The following is a 19051-nucleotide window of genomic DNA, read 5'->3' as shown; positions in this document are numbered from 1 at the left end:
TAACCTCAACAAAACAATAAAAAATGAAGCAAGAGACAGAAGTGTATATTACCTGTTAATAACAATATTTTACCTGCTTATTAATAAAAAGTAGGTAAAAGAGGGTAAAATATAATAAGGTTGCGATAAAATTAACTAATAAATATGGTCGCTTAAATTCTAAATTTGGTGATTGTATGTTTTATAAAAATGGAATAATGAGTAAAAAACATCTACAAATACTTTTTTTGTTAATTACAGTTCAGATAACAACTGCTGTAAAAGCTCAAGATAAACCTAATATCATATTACTTTTTGCAGACGATGCAGGATATCATGATTTCGGATTTCAAGGAAGTAAAGAAATGTTGACTCCTAGTTTAGATAAGTTGGCAAAAGAAAGTATTCAGTTTAAACAAGCTTATGTTACAGACCCAACTTGTGGTCCGTCTAGAGCTGGTTTATTAACAGGAAAGTACCAACAACGTTTTGGTTACGAGGAAAACAATGTGCCAGGATATATGAGTAAAGTTTCTGCTCAAGATAATGCAGAAATGGGATTGCCTTTAGAAGAAAAAACCATGGGAGATTACATGCAGAGTTTGGGTTATGTAACAGGTTTTTATGGTAAATGGCATGTTGGAGGAGCAGATCGTTTTCATCCTACTCGAAGAGGATTCGATGAGTTTTACGGGTTTAGAGGAGGTGCAAGAGATTATTTTGCATACAAGAAATTACCAAAAGATAAATTGAATTGGTTAGAAAAAGGATTTGAAAATTATCAAGAACACAACGGTTATCTTACTGATTTTTTAGCTGATGAAACGATAAAGTTTATAGAGAAGAATAAATCGAAACCTTTTTTTGCATTTGTTTCTTTTAATGCTGTGCATACACCAATGGATGCCAAAAAAGAAGACTTAGAAAAGTTTCCCAAATTAAAAGGAAAGCGAAAAGAAGTTGCAGCAATGACTTTAGCTTTAGATAGAGCTTGTGGTCGAATTATGGACAAGTTAAAAGAGTTAGGTTTAGATGATAATACGTTAATTGTTTTTACAAACGACAATGGTGGACCTTCAGATAAAAATGCTTCAGTAAATTATCCACTTAGTGGAACAAAATCAAATCATTTAGAAGGCGGGATTCGAGTGCCTTTTCTACTAAAACTTCCGAAGAAAAATAAAGTAAATACAAGCTATAAATATCCGATTAGTACTTTCGATTTATTACCAACTTTTTATGAAGTTGGCGGGGGTGATGTATCAAAGATTAAAGATATTGACGGAGTAAGTTTACTACCTTATATCAATGGAAAGAATACGAAAAGACCCCATAAAACTTTGTTTTGGAGGAAAGATGGAAGGGGAGCAATTCGTAAAGGAGATTTTAAATTAATACGATTTCCAGATCGTCCAGCGATGTTGTTTAATATCGTAGAAGATGAAAAAGAACTATACGATGTTTCTAGTGAACATCCAGAATTGTTTCGTGAAATGTATAAAGAGTTATTCGAGTGGGAATTAACTTTAGAACGACCAAGATGGATGCTGAAAAAGAGTTATGAGAAATACGATATTGATAGAATGGATGACTATTGGAAGAAAGAAGAAAAAACTTCAGATTTCAAGAGTAAAAAATCTATTAAAAACTAAATAACTGAATCAAAGAATTAATGTTGAAGTTTTCTCTGATAAATTCAACATGTTTATAAAAATATAGCAAATAATGATAACAGAATCAACAAGTATAGAAGATCAAGTTTCATCAAATAAAGAAGCATTTGCAGTTCATACAAAGTTTAAAGGAATTAAGTTAGGAGATTGTCAATGGACCACAGGTTTTTGGGCAGATAAATTCAAGCTTTGTGAAGATATTATGGTTCCTTATATGGGAGATGTATTATGCGGAGATATAGGTCACGCTTTAAATAATTTTAAGATTGCTGCTGGAGAAAAAACAGGAGAGCATAAAGGAATGTATTGGCATGATGGCGATTTTTATAAATACATGGAAGCGCAAATTTATGTTTACGGACATAATAAAGATGAAAAGATCTTAGAAAAACTTGATGAGTATATTGGTATCATTGGAAAAGCACAAGAAGAAGACGGATATCTGCAAACTCAAATCCAACTAAGAGAAGATGCAGATCGTTACGAAAACAGAAAGTATCATGAAATGTATAATACTGGGCATTTATTGTTGAGTGCTTGTGCACATTATACAATTACGGGAAAAAGAAATTTCTTAGATATTGCTATAAAACATGCCGATTTATTACATACCATTTTTATGCCTGAAACCAAACATTATGGGCGTTTTGGTTTTAATCAAACTCAAATTATGGGTTTGGTAAAATTGTATAGAACAGTTGGAGATAAAAAGTATTTAGAACTAGCTGAACGTTTTATAAATAATAGAGGGAAATACGAAGTTGAACATCATACTACAACAGAAGGATATCCTATCGGAGATATGGTGCAAGAGCGAACTGCACTTCGTGATGCAACAGAACCTGTAGGACATGCTGTATTGGCTTTGTATTATTATGCAGGAGCTACAGATGTTTATGCCGAAACTGGTGAGCAAGCATTATTGGATGCTTTAGACAGACTTTGGGAAAGTGTAACTCAGAAGAAAATGTATGTGACAGGAGCAGTCGGACAAACACATTACGGAGCGTCAAAGAACAGAGATATGATCGAAGAAGGTTTTATCGATGATTATATGATGCCGAATATGACAGCCTACAACGAAACTTGTGCAAATCTTTGTAATGCCATGTTTAGTTATCGAATGTTAGGAGTTAAAGGAGAATCTAAATATGCAGATATTATAGAGTTAGTAATGTACAACAGCGCGCTTTCTGGAATTAGTTTATCAGGGAAAGAGTATTTCTATGCAAATCCATTACGAATGGTAAACAATACTAGAGATTACGATGCACATAAAGATGTAACAGAAACTCCAGAAAGAAAACCATACTTAGAATGTTTTTGTTGTCCACCAAACTTAGTGCGTACAATTGCTAGAGTTTCAGAATGGGCATATAATTTATCTGAAAACGGATTAGTAGTAAATCTTTTCGGAAGTAGTGTTTTAGATACAAAATTACTTGATGGTTCTACAATAAAAGTAACTCAAGAAACCAATTATCCTTGGGAAGGAAGCATCAATCTAACAATAGATGAATGTAAATCAGACGCATTTGAAATATTAGTTCGTATACCAGAATGGGTAAATAATGCTTCAATTTCTATTAATGGAGAAAAAGTTACTGCAGAAATTATTTCTGGTACTTATGCAATTTTAAACAGAGAATGGAATGCAGGAGATGTAATTACAGTAAACTTACCTTTGGAAACTCATTTTGTAGAAGGTCATCCACGTATTGAAGAGGTAAGAAATCAAGTTGCTGTAAAAAGAGGTCCGGTTGTATATTGTGTTGAATCTCCAGATTTACCAAAAGACACAAATATCTTAGATGTTTACATCAATGGAAAAGAAGCTTTAGAAGCAGAGTTTAAACCAGATTTTTTAGGTGGAGTTACTACAATTAATAGCGAATTAATGTTGCGTAGTGATAATCCAAATTCAATGTACAAAACTGTAAAAGCTCCTCAGTGGAATTCTTATAAAACGAATCTTGTTCCTTATTTCGCATGGAGTAATAGAGGACAAGCAGAAATGACAGTCTTTATGCCTGTTGTTTGGTAATAATTTTATAATCCCCATGTAAAATTAGCAGTTTTACGTATTAAATTTTATAGAAGTATTAGTAAGTTAATTTATAATGTAAGACTGCTATTGTTTTTAAGACAGCAGAAATGGTCTTAAACTAAAATTTATTTAAAATGATTTATGAAATCGTATAAAAGAAATGTGTTTATATATGCAACAATCGTTGCTTTAGGTGGCTTTGTATTCGGATTAGATGCAGCGTTAATTTCAGGAGGATTTAAATTTATTACTGCTGAATTTAATTTAAACGAATGGGAAGTTGGTGCCATAGGTTTTGGTCCAGGTTTAGGCGTTTTAATTGCATTGCCATTAGCTGCTTGGTCTAGTAACGCATACGGTAGAAAAACTACATTAAAAACAATAGCTCTATTGTATATAATTTCTGCAATAGGATCGGCTTTAGCAACATCATTCACCACATTATTTTTAGCACGTTTTTTAGGTGGATTAGCTTTTAGTTCTATTACGTTAGCTTCTATGTATGTTGGAGAAATAGCTCCACCAGAGCAAAGAGGGAAGTTAGTTTCAATGTTACAAATCAATATTGGAATTGGATTTTCAGCAGCTTACTTTATCAATTACTGGATTCTACAGCAAATGGGAACAGATGCAAGTTGGGTAACTACTATAAATCTAAATGAAACTGGTTGGCGTTGGATGTTAGGAATTGAAATTTTACCTGCTGTGTTATGGTTCTTCTTTTTATTTATAATCCCTAAAAGTCCGGCTTGGTTAATTTATAAGAATAGAGAAGAAGAAGCTAGGAATTCGTTAGCGAAAGTATATCCTGAAAATGAAATAGAAGCTCATATTCAGGAAATGAAAGAAAGTGTATCTAATGCAGATAACAATAAATCAACTACTTCACAATTAAAAGAAATTTTTAGCGGACCAATGAAAGTTGTTTGTATCGTAGCATTAACCTTAGCTATCGTTCAACAATCAACAGGAATCAATGCGATTATGACTTATGCTTCTACAATGTTTGAACAGCTTGGTTTAGGTACTGATGGAGCTTTTGCCAGTGCAATTTGGTTGGGAGTTATTGGCTTGTTAGCAACTATTTTATCGCTTTCATTAATTGATAAAATAGGAAGGAGACCACTAGTTGTTGGCGGATTAATATGGATTATCCTAAGTTTAGGAATTTGCGCATTCGGATTCAATCAGGCTACTTATAAAGTTACAAATGAAGCTATCAGTAAAATGAAAGATATTCCAGATGTCGATAAACTTTCCGTATTAGTTGGAAAAGAATATAATAGTGATACTGAGTTTAAAGAAGCCATAAAAGAAGTATTAGGAGAAACTTCTGCAAGAGATAATTCCGGAGCATTATTAAAAGAAGCTACAAATATTAATGCTTTACTTATTCTATTAGGAATACTAAGTTTTGTGGCTGCATTTAACTTCTCAATCGGACCAATAATGTGGGTATTATTATCAGAAATATTTCCTATTTCTTTAAGAGGAGTTGCAATTCCTTTATTTGCTTTAATATCAAGCACAGTAAGTGCAGTTGTACAGTTCTTTTTCCCTTGGCAATTGCAAAATATGGGAGCAAATACGATTTTTATTTTCTATGCAAGTATCGTTTTGGTCGGACTTTTAATACTTTATAAATTCTTACCAGAAACAAAGAATTTAACTATCGAAGAAATTCAAAAATTGATGAAGAAGTCTGAAAAAGCTTAGTTCAGATGATGTAAAAACAAACACAAGTTATAATGAGATTAATAAACCAAATAAAACTACTAAAGGTTTTAAGTTTAGTAGCTTTCACAATTTTATGTTTTGGTTGTAAAACAACAGCTAAAAATAAGTTAGAAAGTGAAGCTTTAGAGAAAATTAAAACATTAGAAAAACTAACTGATGATGCTAGGAAAAAATCAATAGATGTAGCTAGAGAAGAAACTGTTTTATGGTTTTCTAAAGAATTTTTAAAGTTTGCAAATTGGGATCAAGAAAATTATGATGCAGTTGAAAAACTATTCGGATACTATCAAAAATATGAGGCAGAGAAAGAAACTTTAGCGAAAGATTTACCAGACTTTGAAAGGAAAAAAGTGATTCAGATTCTTGATAAAGGAATTGAGGATTTAGAAAATATTTTAAATGGAAAGGTAACCAGAAAACCAGCACAAAAAGTCGCTTGGGATAATATTACAGTAGAAAAAAATAAATTGATAAATAATGGAAGACCTGTTTTTCTTCATGATTATTTTTCTAAAACTGTAGGAGCTCCTTTAACTGATAAAAATATTTATAACGATCATTTAGGTGCAATTTATCACACAGGAAGTCATTTATATGATGTAAATAAAGATCGTCCAAGTAATCCATACATGCTAAATGAAGACGGAACTTTTGATGAAACTTTATTGAGTTACATCACAGAAGTTCCAGATACAAACATTGGTTTTTTGTTGCTTTGGAATATGGGCGTTCCTGATTGGATGAAAAAGCAAGAACCTGAAATAGAAAAAGGAAGATCATTATTCACAGGTTTTGATGTCGACAATCCTTTGCTAAGAGAGGTTTGGAGTAAAGTAATCAAAAAAACAGGAGAAGTAACAAAAGGGAAAAAAGTTACCGATTTAGGTTATATTTTATCTAACGAACCACATTGGTTTTCTGAAAAAGGACATTGGACTCAAAAGTATTTAGAGATGAATTCAATTTCATCATATACATTAAATAAATTTAGAGTTTGGTTAGAAAAAAAATATGATGGTAATTTAAAAGAGTTCAACAAAAATTGGAATAGTAGTTTTAAAAGTTTTAATGAAATTACTATTGATATTCCTATGGATCCAGCTCAACGTGGTACGGCATTATGGTACGATTGGTGTCGTTATAACATGGATAGAGGTATTGAATGGTTTACTTTTTTACAGAATGAATTACGTAGTGTAAATCCAGATGCAGATACCCATATTAAAATTATGGCAAAAATGTTCATTGGCGATCACCGTTCCCACGGAATCGATTATGAAGCATTAACAGAATTAACTTCGATGATTGGTGATGATGCGAAAATTACAGGAGGGAGAAATTTCAGAGCCAAACAACCAGAAAAATGGGAAAAGAAGTACGCTTTTTATTGGAATGAATTAGCACATTCTTACGATTTTCAAGAATCAGTTTCACCAAATAAACTGCATATTAATTCAGAAGGACATTTCTTGTCAACTTCTGGGTTTAGAGAATTAGATACAGATATCGATTATGTTAGAAGTAGTTTTTGGTTGGCAACTTTACATGGAATGGATGCAAGTATGTCTTGGTTTTGGGCTAGAGATGCCGATGGTTCTCCAGAAGATAGACTTGAAGGTGAATTAAATTTCTTCGATCCGGCTTTAGCAGGTTCATATGCAGGTTCAGCAAATATGCAACCACATGTAGTGAACGAAGTTTCTCAAGTGATGTATGATTTAAATAGTTTTTCTGAAGAAATTTTAGCTTTAAGAGATCAAAGAAGACCATTGAGAATTTTTCATTCAGAAACCTCAGCGATTAATAAAAATCATCATATGACTGAGCAATCGAAATTATACGAATCATTGTATTTCGAAGGATTTAATATCGGTTTTGCAACAGAGAAAATTATTAATAAACAAGATCATAAAAACTGGGATGTTATTGTAGTATATAAAACGCAATATGTTACCGATAATGAATTTAAATCTTTACAAAGTTACCTTGATAATGGAGGAGTTATTTTGGTTGATTCAAAAGAAAGCTTGACTAAAAATGAATACGGACAAACACGTGCTACAAAGTTATCAGCTAGTAAAGGAAAATTGATTTATGCTGACAATACAAGCTTGAATGAGTTTAAAGATTTAGCTATTTCAGAAGTTAAAACAGATAGAAAAGTATTTGTAAAAGAAACTAACGGAACTGATTGGAAAGGTAGTGTTTGGAAAGTAGTTAAAAAAGAAAATGAAGATGGTTATGTAATAACAATAGTAAATTTAGGAAAAAATACAGCTGATTTAACAGTTAGTTTAGATGGCGAAGAAAATATTGAGGTAAAAAATATGATGAATGGATTGGAAATAGGGAGTAACTTTAAATTGAAGTCTAAAGGAGTTTTACTCTTAGAAATTTCTAAATCATCAAAATAATTTAAATGAAGAAAATTTTAATTACTGGTGGATTAGGATTCATTGGTTCACATACAGTTGTAGAGCTTCAAAATGCAGGTTTTGATGTTGTTATTATAGATGATTTATCAAATTCTAGTGTAGAAGTGTTAAACAATATTGGAAGAATAACTGGTACAACGCCAGAATATCACCAAATAGATTTACGAGTTAAAGAAGAGGTGAAAAACTTTTTTAATAAGGTAAATGTTGATGGGATTATTCATTTTGCTGCGTTTAAAGCGGTTGGAGAAAGTGTACAAAAACCTTTAGATTATTACGAAAACAATATCGGAGCCTTGGTATATCTTCTTCAAGAAATGAGAGATAGAAATATAGATCATTTTATCTTTAGTTCTTCGTGTACAGTATATGGTCAAGCAGATGAATTACCCATTACTGAAAATGCACCAATCAAACCAGCAGAATCTCCTTACGGAAATACGAAACAGATTGGTGAAGAGATTATAAGAGATACCTGTAAAGCAAATGGTTTAAATGCAATAGCTTTACGTTATTTTAATCCGATAGGTGCGCACGATAGTTTAAAAATAGGAGAATTACCATTAGGAGTTCCTCAAAACTTAGTACCTTATATTACTCAAACAGCTTTAGGAATTAGAGAACAATTATCTGTTTATGGTGACGATTATGATACACCTGACGGAACACCAATTCGAGATTATATTCATGTGGTTGATTTGGCAAAGGCTCATGTTGCTGCACTGCAAAGATTGATGGAAAAAAAGAACAAAGAAAATTTTGAGTATTTCAATATAGGTACAGGAAAAGGAAATTCTGTAATTGAAATTATCAACGCATTTGAGCAAACTAATGATTTAAAACTGAATTACAAAATCGTAGCAAGAAGAGAAGGAGATGTTACGGCTGCATTTGCAGACACAACTATAGCAAATAGAGAGTTGGGTTGGAAAACAGAAAAAACATTAAATGAAGCTTTAAAATCGGCTTATGAATGGCAGAAGAAGCAAACAGTAGATACACTAAAATAGCAAATCAAAATATTTTATTTTAAAAATAAATCATAGAAAGCCTTACTAAATCCAGTAAGGCTTTTTTCTGTTATTGCTTGTAAATTAATTATGCTAAAGAAATATAAAACTCTTATTTTTGATTCAAATAAATCTGAAAACACCATGCTTACAAATAAAATACCAGTAACTATAATAACCGGTTTTCTAGGATCGGGTAAAACAACATTAATTCATCAAATAGCAAAAAATGCGAATGGTAGACGTTTGGCTATAATCGTAAATGAATTCGGTGAATTAGGAATGGATGGAGAAATTCTAAAAGGAAACGATTGTGGATGTGAAGAAGAAAATATTTTAGAATTAAGTAATGGTTGTCTTTGTTGTACTGTACAAGAAGAATTTTTACCAACGATGCTACAATTAATGGAGCGTAAAGATCAAATTGATCATATTATCATAGAAACTTCTGGATTGGCTTTACCAAAACCATTAGTAAGAGCATTTAATTGGCCAGATTTAAAACCTCAAATTACCGTAGATGCAGTGGTAACTGTTGTAGATAGTGTTGGGCAAGCTACGGGAGAAATTTGCGATAGAGTAAAAGTTCAAGAACAACGTTTGGCAGATGATAGTTTAGATCACGAGTCTTCAATTGAAGAATTATTTGAAGATCAATTATCATGCGCAGATTTAGTAATTATGACAAAGTCAGATTTAATAGATGGAGAAAAGTTCAATGAAGTAAGAGATATTATTCAGAATAAAATCGGAAATCAAATTAAGATTATTTCTGGTGTAAAAGGAGATATTCCTGTTGATGTTTTATTAGGTTTAGATGCGAAATCTGAAGATTTCATTGAAGAAAAACATTCACATCACGAAGCGCATCACCATCATCATCACGACCATGATCATGATCACCACGGACATCACCATCACCATGACCACGATCATGACCATCACCACCATGATCACGATCATGACGATACAATTAATTCATTAGTATTATCTGTGAAAGCACCACATACTCCAAAACAATTAATAAAAGCCTTAGAAGAGCTTGTTGCAGAGTTTGAAATCTATAGAATTAAAGGATTTATAGATGTACCAAACAAACCAATGCGTATGATTGTTCAAGGTGTGGCAAGCAGGTTTGAAAACTATTTTGATAGAAAGTGGAAAGATGGAGAGACTAGAGGAACTCGTTTAGTAATTATTGGAGAACAATTAGTTGAAAGCGATTTAGAGAAAGCAATCGAAAATAAATTAACTGTAACAGCTTAATAAATGAAGATATATACTAGAAAAGGAGATGCAGGAAAAACTGGAGTTTTTGGTGGAAAACGTACGTATAAAAATTCAGCAAGAATTGAATGCATTGGAACTTTAGATGAGGTGAATTCTACTATCGGTTTATTAAGAGCAAAATTAGGTCCAGAACACGAATGGCAAACTAATTTACATCGTATTCAAAAAGACATGATGGATATGATGTCACATTTAGCCCGTCCATCAGATTCTAAAAAAGAAAATCCTAATCCAAAACCAATTGATGGTGCAGATTTCTGTGAAGAATGGTTAGATGCTTTAGAAGCAGGTATTAGTTCACCTTCAGATTATTTTATTTTACCAGGAGGAAATGAAATTTCTGCTTTATGTCATGTGTGTAGAACTCAAATCCGTAGAGGAGAACGTACTTTGGTTACTTTAATGCAAGAAGATCCAGATAGCGTAGAAGAATATATAATGGCATACGTAAATAGATTATCTGATTTATTTTTCACAATGTCTAGAGCAGAAATGGATAAAGAAGGTGTGGCTGAAGAAAAATGGCAATTATTTCTTTACAAACGAAAGAAGAAAAAATAACCTATGGTATATGGAGTGGCTTTGGGCCCAGGTGATCCTGAATTGTTAACCATAAAAGCATTACGTATTTTACAAGAAAGTGATGTTATATTTTATCCAGGTTCAACATTTAAAGGTGTACAAAAGAGTTTCGTTTATCCGTTACTAGAATATCATAACTTAAAAGATAAAGATCTTAGAGGGTTCTATTTAGAAATGTCTGATAATAGATCACAATCAAAAAGAGTTTATGAAACTACAGCTTTTGAAATTCAGAAATTAGCTGCTAAAGGAAAGAAAGTAGCTATTGTTTGTGAAGGAGATTTAAGTTTATATGCTTCTTTCACTTACATCATGGAACATTTGCAAGAGTTAAATGTGCCTATTTCGTTAATACCAGGAATTAATTCATTTAGTTTAGGAGCAGCAAAGCATCAAATACCATTAAGTCTTTTAAACGATAAAATTGCCATAGTGCCAAGAGTAAAAACTATTGAAGAAATCACAACATATTTTAATAGTGTAGACACTTTGGTATTAATGAAAGTAAAAACAAGTTGGAAACTTTTTTATGACCAATTGAAAGCACAATCATGGCAATTTTACTATTGTGAACGTTTAGGAACACCTCAAGAATATATTACTACGAACTTACAAGAAATTTCAGAGAGAGAAATACCGTATTTCTCTCTTTTAATTATAAAAAACAACAAAACAGATGATTAAAGTTGTTGGAATAGGTCCAGGACATCAACAATATATGATTCCTATGGCTGCAGAAGCAATTACAAAAGCAACAGTAATTATTGGGTATCATTACTATTTTCAATTCATTCAACATTTAATAGACCCAAATGCGGTTTGTATTGGAAAAGAGTTGAGTGAAGAAGAAAAAAGAGCAGAAATAGCAATTGAACATGCTCAGAAAGGAGAAAATGTTATCGTTATTGGTTCTGGAGATGCTAGTATTTATGCAATGGCTTCTATAGTATATCAGAAAGTTGCAGAACAACAATTAGAAATTCCAGTTGAAACTGTTCCGGGTATTTCAGCGTTTATAACGGCTGGAAGTAAACTAGGAGCAATTTTAGGTCATGATTTTTGTTGTATTTCTCTGTCTGATTTAATGACACCTTGGACAACTATTGAAAAGAGAATAAAAGCAGCAGCTCAAGGAGATTTTGTTACAGGTTTATATAACCCAAGGAGTAAGAAGAGATATTGGCAATTACAAGCTTTAAAGAATATTTATTTAGAGCATAGAGAAGCTTCAACTCCAGTTGCCATTTGTAAGCAATTAGGAAGAACTGAAGAAAACATTCAAATCACAACCTTAGGTGAATTAAACGTAGAAGACGTAGATATGTTTAGTGTTGTTTTGATAGGGAATAGTCAAACATTTAGATATAGAGATCATTTAATTACGCCAAGAGGATATTTAAATAGAAAACCTGAAACCGGACAAGAAATTCAGGATGCAAGTTTTAGAGAAATTGTAGAAAATTTACCAGAGAATAATCTAGATAAAGATCATTTATGGGCAGCAATTCGTTGTATTCATACTTCGGGAGATTTCGATTATATCAACTATATAGAAACCTCTAAAGGAGCTATTGAAAAATGGAATGATTATTTAAAGAATGGTGGAGTAATTGTAACAGATGTAACTATGGTAAAAGCAGGAATTACAAGAGCTTTTACAGGAAAATATAACAATGAAGTTGTTTGTTTATTAAACGATGAAGAAACACTAAAGTTAGCAGCAGAAGAAGGATTAACTAGATCCCAAGCTGGAATAAAACGTGCTGCGGAAAAATATCCAAATGCATTATTTGTCATAGGAAATGCACCAACAGCCTTAATTGAAATTGTAGATCAAGTACATGAAGGAATAATACAACCAATAGGAATTGTTGGAGCGCCAGTAGGATTTATAAATGTGATAGAATCTAAAGAACGTTTAAAAATGCAAAAAGAGACTTCGTTTGCGCTAATTACAGAGCGACGTGGTGGTAGCAATTTTGCAGCAGCTATTGTAAATGCAGCTTTTACTTTAGATGAAGTTTCTAAATTAGAATTATCCTAAAGATGGAAAACGAAATACAACGTTTTTTTAATGAAGAAGAGCAACAGATTCTAGAAGAAATCTTATTGCATCGTAGAGATGTAAGAGGAAATCATTTTAAGAAAGATCCTGTTGTAGAAGAGGATGTGGATAGGATATTGCAAGCAGCTTTAGCGGCACCATCAGTCGGATTTTCACAACCTTGGGAATTTGTTATTATTTATGATGAAAAAACTAAAGAAGCGATACGTGGTTCATTTCAAGAAGAAAATGAAAAAGCAATAGCTCAGTTTTCAGATGAAAAGCGACAAAAATATATTCGATTAAAGTTAGAAGGAATTACCGAGTCTCCATTGAATATTGCGGTGTTTTACAAGCCTAAAAAAGAACCTGTATTAGGACAAACAAGTATGCCTAATATGGGGAAATACAGCGTAGTTTGTGCGATCCAAAATATGTGGTTAATGGCAAGATCCCTAAACATTGGCATGGGTTGGGTAAGTATTTTAGATCCTGAAAAGGTGAAAGGTATTTTAAATGCTCCTAAAGAAAATCAATTAATTGGATATTTGTGTTTCGGTTATACAGATAAGTTCTATAATAAACCTGAATTAGAAATTAAAAAGTGGGATTATAAAAAACTTCAGCATGAAGTTGTAATTCAAGAAAAATATAAATGATATTTCATGTAATTGGCATAGGGAATTCGAAACCTGTTTTTTCTAATGAACAAAACGAGTTAATTAGAAATACGACAGTTTTTAGTGGAGGTAAACGCCATTTAGAATTGGTTAAAGATGTACTTCCCAAAGACTACCAATGGATTTACATTAAAAGTCCGATGTCAACAGTATTTCATCAGTATGAAAATGCACAAACCAATGTTGTCATTTTTGCTTCAGGAAATCCGTTATTTTATGGTTTTTCAAACACACTTCAGAATAAATATCCAAATGCTGTAATCCATACTGAGCCTTACTTTAGTTCAATTCAATTGCTAGCCAATAAAACAAATACCAACAGTAATGAGTTAATAGCAGTTAGTGTTCACGGTAGAACATGGAAAGCATTAGATGCAGCATTAATACAACAAAAAAGTTTAATTGGTGTATTAACGGATGCGGATAAAAATCCGAAAGCAATTGCGGAAAGATTACTTCAATATGGATTTACAAATTATAAAATAAGTATCGGAGAAGATTTAGAAGGTGAACATGAAAAAGTTCAAACCTTAACATTATCAGAAGCTTTAGGTTACGAATATCATAAACTCAACTGTGTTTTATTACACAGAATAGAGAAAAGAAAACAACATTTTGGAATTCAAGATGGAAATTTTAAAGGATTACCTGGTAGACCCAAAATGATTACTAAAATGCCAATTCGTTTAACTACCTTACATCTACTAGAAATATTAAATGCAAAAGTATTTTGGGATATCGGATTCTGTACGGGATCAATTGCAATTGAAGCAAAATTGAAGAATCCTAATTTAGAAGTTGTAGCTTTTGAAAAAAGAGAAGAATGCGAAGAAATACTATATCAGAATCAAAAAACATTTGGAGTTCCAGGAATTCAAGAAATTATAGGTGATTTTTTTGAAGAAGATATAGAAACATATAATCAACCAGATACAGTTTTTATAGGTGGGCATGGAGGTAGATTAGAAGAGTTACTCATGAAAGTAAATAAAGTGATAACTTCCAATGCTATTATTGTGATGAATACAGTAAAAGAAACTAGTAGACTATCATTTATAGAAAGCTGTAAAAACTTAGGTTGGAAATTAACAGAAGAGATAAATTTAACCTTAGATTTACATAATCCTATCTGCTTATTGAAAGCAGTGAAAATAGAAGGGAAATAAGAATATGGCAGAACAAGTTTTAAAAGTAGCAATAATCAGTTTTACAGATAACGGATTAGAAATTGCTAAAACATTGCAAAATGAGTTTTACAGAAGTAAAGTTTTTACAACAAGAGAAGTTGAAGAAACAAAAGATATAAAACAGATCGATTCTGTTAAAGAGTTAATGGAAGCTTCATTTCAGAAATACGATGCTTGGCTTTTTATTGGAGCTTTAGGTATTTGTGTGCGAAGTATAGCAAGTGTAATTGAAGATAAAAAAACAGATCCTGCTGTAGTGAATATTGATGACCAAGGGAAGTTTGCACAGTCTGTGTTAAGCGGACATATAGGTAAAGCGAATGAACTAACAGCGCAAATCAGTAGAATTTTACAAGCGACTTCTGTTGTTTCTACCTCTAGCGATTTACAAGATTTGTGGAGTTTGGATATGTTAGCAGAACAATACGGTTGGGCTCAGAAATGTAATACCGAACTAAATGTTATTATTTCTCTATTTGTTAATAGAAAACCGATTGCTTTAGTTTTAAAAGTAAAAGATAAAGGAACTGAATTTTTAGAAAAAACCTGTCCGGATTTTGTGACTATTTATTACAGTTTAGATGCTGTAGTTACAGAAAAACATGAAGCTTTACTATATGTTGGATATGAGTTAATTCAATTAGATTTACCAACGTTAGCTTTTCATCCTAAATGTATTGCATTAGGAAGCGGTTGTTCAAAGGATATTGAACCAGAATTATTCGAGAAAATATTATGTGAAGAGCTACAAAAACAACAAGTGGCAATTGAAAGTGTAATGGCTATTGGTTCTGCTGATATTAAAGCTGAAGAACAAGCTTATTTAGACATCGTTGCTAAATTAGACATTCCATTAATTACCTATAATGGAGATGAACTCAATAGTATCGATGTAGCAAATCCATCAGAAGTAGTAAAGAAAAAAGTAGGAGTTTATGGTGTTTCTGAAGCTTCATCAGCGTTAATCGCAAATGAAAGTGAATGGTTGGTAGAGAAAACAAAAGTAAATACTGATTCTGGTAAAAAATTCACCTATGCAATTAGTTTAGTTTCTGATTTTGCTAGAAAACCAAGTATAGCAATTGTTGGAGCTGGTTCTGGAGATCCTGATTTATTAACCTTAAAAGGTCGTGCTATTTTAGAGGTTGCAGATTGTATTTTATATGCAGGTAGTTTAGTTCCAGAAGAGTTAACTCATATGGCTAAAGAAGGAGCGTTAGTTCGTAATTCTGCTTCTATGACTTTAGAAGAGCAAATCGATATTATAGATGATTATTATGCACAAGGAAAGAAAATTGTTCGTTTACATTCAGGAGATCCTTCAATATATGGAGCGGTTCAAGAACAAATGACAATTTTTGACGCTAAAGGATACGATTATTATATCGTTCCTGGAATTTCTTCATTCCAAGCAGCAGCAGCATATTTAAAATCAGAATTTACCATTCCAGAAGTAGCGCAAACTATAATTTTAACAAGAGGCGAAGGAAATACACCAACTCCAGAGCATGAGAATATTGCTGATATGGCAAAATTACGTGCGACAATGTGTATTTTTCTAAGTGTAGGAATTGCAAAGAAAGTTCAAGGAGAATTACTAGAACATTATCCACCAGAAACTCCTTTAGCTGTTCTATATAGAGTAAGCTGGAAAGATGAGCAAGTGTGGACTGGAAAGCTTACAGAATTAACACAAATCATTAAAGAAAATAAATTAACAAGAACAGTTTTAATAGTTGTTGGAGAGGCAGTTGGTGCAAGAAAAAATCGTTCATGGTTATATGATGATAAATGGCATCATATCTTTAGAAAAAAGGAAAAATTAGTAAAGTAATTTAATATGATACTAGTTTTTGGAGGAACAACAGAAGGTAAGCAAGTAGCATCATTTTTAGATGAAACTCACATTCCGTATTACTATTCAACCAAAACTGAAGTATCATTTCAAGGTAAAGGAATTCCAATATACGGAGCATTAACAAAGCATGAATTAGAACAATTTTGTATTACAAATAAAGTCAAATGTATTGTTAATGCTTCGCATCCTTTTGCTGAAGTTTTACACCAAACTGTTGCTGCTATTGAAATAACAATTCCGATAATTCGATTTGAACGAGAATTTACAAAAAGAATCAATCATGAATTGGTAACTTATGTAAGCTCTATTGAAGAAGCAATAGCTGTTTTTCAACAGAAAAAATATGATTCTTTATTGGCACTTTCAGGAGTGCAAACTATACATAAATTAACTTCATATTGGAAATCGAATACAACTTGGTTTCGAATTTTAGACAGAGATAGTTCACGAGCTATTGCAGAACAAGCCAATTTTCCATCAGAACAGTTGTTATATGGTTATCCTCAACATGTAAAAGAAGAGATTTTGTTATACAAAGAGTTAGCTCCGAAAGCTATTTTTACTAAGGAAAGCGGAGTTAATGGAAAGCTAGATCAAAAAATTTCAGCCGCACTAGAAACTCAAATTCCAATAGTTATTTTAAAAAAGCCTTTGTTGTCAAATAGGTATCTTTGTACGAATTCTATTGAAGAATTACATCAAAAGATTATAGTATATATTGAGTGATTTACAAGAAATACCCGATAAACCTCTTCGTAAAGGATATACAACAGGAGCTTGTGCTACAGCTTGTGTAAAAGGAGCTTTATTAGGTTTAATCTCTCAAAAGAAACAGGAAAAAGTTTCAGTAATGCTTCCTGTAGGAGAAACTGCAACATTTTACTTAAAAGATGCTATCATTTCTGAAGATAAGAGCGCAATCACAACCATTAAAGATGCAGGTGACGATCCTGATGTTACACATTTAGCAGAAATTACAACTACAGTTTCATTCAATACAACAAAGGAAATTATTTTTAAAAGGGGAGAAGGTGTTGGTTTGGTAACTTTACCTGGATTAGAAATTGCTGTTGGAGAACCAGCAATTAATCCTGTTCCTAGAAAAATGATGACTACAGTTTGTCATAAAATGTTATCAGATTATAATCTTACGGATAAAGGAGTCACTATTGAAATTTCTGTAAAAGACGGAGAAAAGCTAGCGAAGAGAACTTTAAATAGCCGTTTAGGAATTTTACATGGGATTTCTATTTTAGGAACTTCTGGTATTGTAACTCCGTTTTCAGCCGCATCATATATAGCAAGTATTCAACAAGGAATAGATGTTGCCTTGGCGAATAATGAAACTCGATTACTAATTAATTCTGGAGCAAGAAGCGAAAAAGCACTTCGAAGTACTTTTCCTGATTTTCCTGAAGTAGCTTGTATTCATTATGGAAATTGGATTCAAGAAACTTTTGAGAAAATTCACAAAGAGAAAGCTATAAAAGTTGTGAACATGGGAATCATGCTAGGTAAAGCATCTAAGTTAGCTAAAGGCCATACAAACACACACAGTAACAAAACAACTTGGGATAAAAATTTTATTTACAAACTAGCATTAGATTCTGGTTATAATGAAGAAATTTCAAGTAAGGTTTTAGCATTAAATATGGCAGGTAGGTTACAAGAAATCTTTACTTTTGATGCAGAAGAACCTTTTTATCAAATGTTACTTCAAAAATGTTACGAGCATTGTTATAAAATAGCACCAAATGTGATATTGAATTTATATTTAATAAACAACAACAACCAAATTATATCCTATAAAAAAGTATGAGTTTTTTAAACTTTACACGACCATTAATTGCAGGAGTTTTACATTCTTTTGAACCCGATCATGTTTCTGCAGTTTCAGTATTAGCAGCGGAAAACGCAATCAATAAGAAAAAAGTAACTTTTAAAACTGTTTTTACAGCTTCACAATGGGCTTTTGGGCATTCTGTTACTTTATTGCTTTTCGGAGGAATAGCATTGTTATTCAGATCGGTATTATTATCGTTTATCGAAGACATCTCATATTTTGCTGAAATAGCAGTTGGACCAATTATGATTTGGTTAGGAATTACAGCAATTAGAAGAAATCATAAATTAAAAGATATGATGTCGGATCATAAAAAGATTGAAGAACACGAACATGATCCGAATAATATGATTCACTTGCATGGGAAATCAGGAGAGGAAATAGCAATGAATCCAATAAATAGATCCTTTTGGATTGGTATGTTACATGGTTTAGCAGGAACAGGTGGAGCACTAACATCTGCTTTGGTAATTAGTGCAAGCACAATAACAGAAGCTATTTGGATTTTAGTTATAGAATCTTTGGGAGTTATTTTTGCTATGGCTGCTTATAGTTATGTACTTATTTTTACAATGAGTAGATTTATAGAGCGTAACATGTCAATTTTCAAATGGTTAAATGCATCAATAGGAATTATATCAATAATAATTGGAGGTATTTGGATGTATAAAACTTTATTAGGTTAG

At 32.1% G+C, this 19051-nt stretch carries 15 protein-coding genes; all 15 read left to right on the top strand.

All coding sequences use genetic code 11. The features are described from left to right. Window positions 1-197: 197 nt before the first annotated feature. The 15 genes from AQ1685_RS14235 (at window position 198) to AQ1685_RS14165 (ending at window position 19051) form a co-directional block, all read left to right on the top strand. Window positions 198-1631 (top strand): sulfatase-like hydrolase/transferase, encoded by a 1434-nt coding sequence (locus AQ1685_RS14235; RefSeq protein ID WP_095075084.1) that lies wholly within the window; start codon window positions 198-200, stop codon window positions 1629-1631. A gap of 73 nt (window positions 1632-1704) precedes the next feature. After that, on the top strand, window positions 1705-3696 hold the full coding sequence (locus AQ1685_RS14230; protein ID WP_095073237.1) for a glycoside hydrolase family 127 protein: 1992 nt from the start codon (window positions 1705-1707) through the stop codon (window positions 3694-3696). 144 nt (window positions 3697-3840) lie between these two features. Next, window positions 3841-5415, top strand: coding sequence for an MFS transporter (locus AQ1685_RS14225; RefSeq protein ID WP_095073236.1), 1575 nt, complete (start codon window positions 3841-3843; stop codon window positions 5413-5415). Window positions 5416-5447: 32 nt separating this feature from the next. Next, a complete protein-coding gene (locus AQ1685_RS14220; RefSeq protein ID WP_095073234.1) occupies window positions 5448-7850 on the top strand; it encodes an alpha-amylase family protein in 2403 nt (800 codons plus the stop codon). 5 nt (window positions 7851-7855) lie between these two features. Continuing rightward, a complete protein-coding gene (galE, locus tag AQ1685_RS14215; RefSeq protein WP_095073232.1) occupies window positions 7856-8881 on the top strand; it encodes a UDP-glucose 4-epimerase GalE in 1026 nt (341 codons plus the stop codon). A gap of 90 nt (window positions 8882-8971) precedes the next feature. Continuing rightward, window positions 8972-10147 carry a cobalamin biosynthesis protein CobW gene (gene cobW / locus AQ1685_RS14210; protein ID WP_231970197.1) on the top strand — a complete coding sequence of 392 codons (1176 nt, stop codon included), beginning with the start codon at window positions 8972-8974 and terminating at the stop codon, window positions 10145-10147. A 3-nt stretch (window positions 10148-10150) separates the two neighbouring features. After that, the gene (locus AQ1685_RS14205; RefSeq protein ID WP_095073230.1) at window positions 10151-10732 is read left to right on the top strand and encodes a cob(I)yrinic acid a,c-diamide adenosyltransferase; all 582 of its coding nucleotides are present in this window, start codon (window positions 10151-10153) and stop codon (window positions 10730-10732) included. Window positions 10733-10735: 3 nt separating this feature from the next. Beyond that, on the top strand, window positions 10736-11437 hold the full coding sequence (gene cobI, locus AQ1685_RS14200) for a precorrin-2 C(20)-methyltransferase (RefSeq protein WP_095073228.1): 702 nt from the start codon (window positions 10736-10738) through the stop codon (window positions 11435-11437). Next, the gene (cobJ, locus tag AQ1685_RS14195) at window positions 11430-12797 is read left to right on the top strand and encodes a precorrin-3B C(17)-methyltransferase (protein ID WP_095073227.1); all 1368 of its coding nucleotides are present in this window, start codon (window positions 11430-11432) and stop codon (window positions 12795-12797) included. Before cobI ends, cobJ begins: the two co-directional genes overlap by 8 nt. 2 nt (window positions 12798-12799) lie before the next feature. Further along, window positions 12800-13456, top strand: a complete 657-nt coding sequence (gene bluB / locus AQ1685_RS14190; RefSeq protein WP_095073225.1) for a 5,6-dimethylbenzimidazole synthase — start codon at window positions 12800-12802, stop codon at window positions 13454-13456. Further along, window positions 13453-14643, top strand: a complete 1191-nt coding sequence (cbiE, locus tag AQ1685_RS14185) for a precorrin-6y C5,15-methyltransferase (decarboxylating) subunit CbiE (protein ID WP_095073224.1) — start codon at window positions 13453-13455, stop codon at window positions 14641-14643. Before bluB ends, cbiE begins: the two co-directional genes overlap by 4 nt. A 4-nt stretch (window positions 14644-14647) precedes the next feature. After that, window positions 14648-16498 (top strand): precorrin-4 C(11)-methyltransferase, encoded by a 1851-nt coding sequence (gene cobM / locus AQ1685_RS14180; RefSeq protein ID WP_095073223.1) that lies wholly within the window; start codon window positions 14648-14650, stop codon window positions 16496-16498. Window positions 16499-16504: 6 nt separating this feature from the next. Continuing rightward, complete coding sequence (locus AQ1685_RS14175; protein WP_095073221.1) at window positions 16505-17248, top strand: precorrin-6A/cobalt-precorrin-6A reductase; 744 nt, start codon at window positions 16505-16507, stop codon at window positions 17246-17248. Then, on the top strand, window positions 17241-18341 hold the full coding sequence (locus tag AQ1685_RS14170; protein WP_095073219.1) for a cobalt-precorrin-5B (C(1))-methyltransferase: 1101 nt from the start codon (window positions 17241-17243) through the stop codon (window positions 18339-18341). Before AQ1685_RS14175 ends, AQ1685_RS14170 begins: the two co-directional genes overlap by 8 nt. Beyond that, window positions 18338-19051 carry a sulfite exporter TauE/SafE family protein gene (locus tag AQ1685_RS14165; RefSeq protein ID WP_095073217.1) on the top strand — a complete coding sequence of 238 codons (714 nt, stop codon included), beginning with the start codon at window positions 18338-18340 and terminating at the stop codon, window positions 19049-19051. Before AQ1685_RS14170 ends, AQ1685_RS14165 begins: the two co-directional genes overlap by 4 nt.

The organism is Tenacibaculum jejuense (assembly GCF_900198195.1).
Classification (GTDB): Bacteria; Bacteroidota; Bacteroidia; order Flavobacteriales; family Flavobacteriaceae; genus Polaribacter; species Polaribacter jejuensis.
This window is presented reverse-complemented; position numbering and strand designations above follow the sequence as displayed.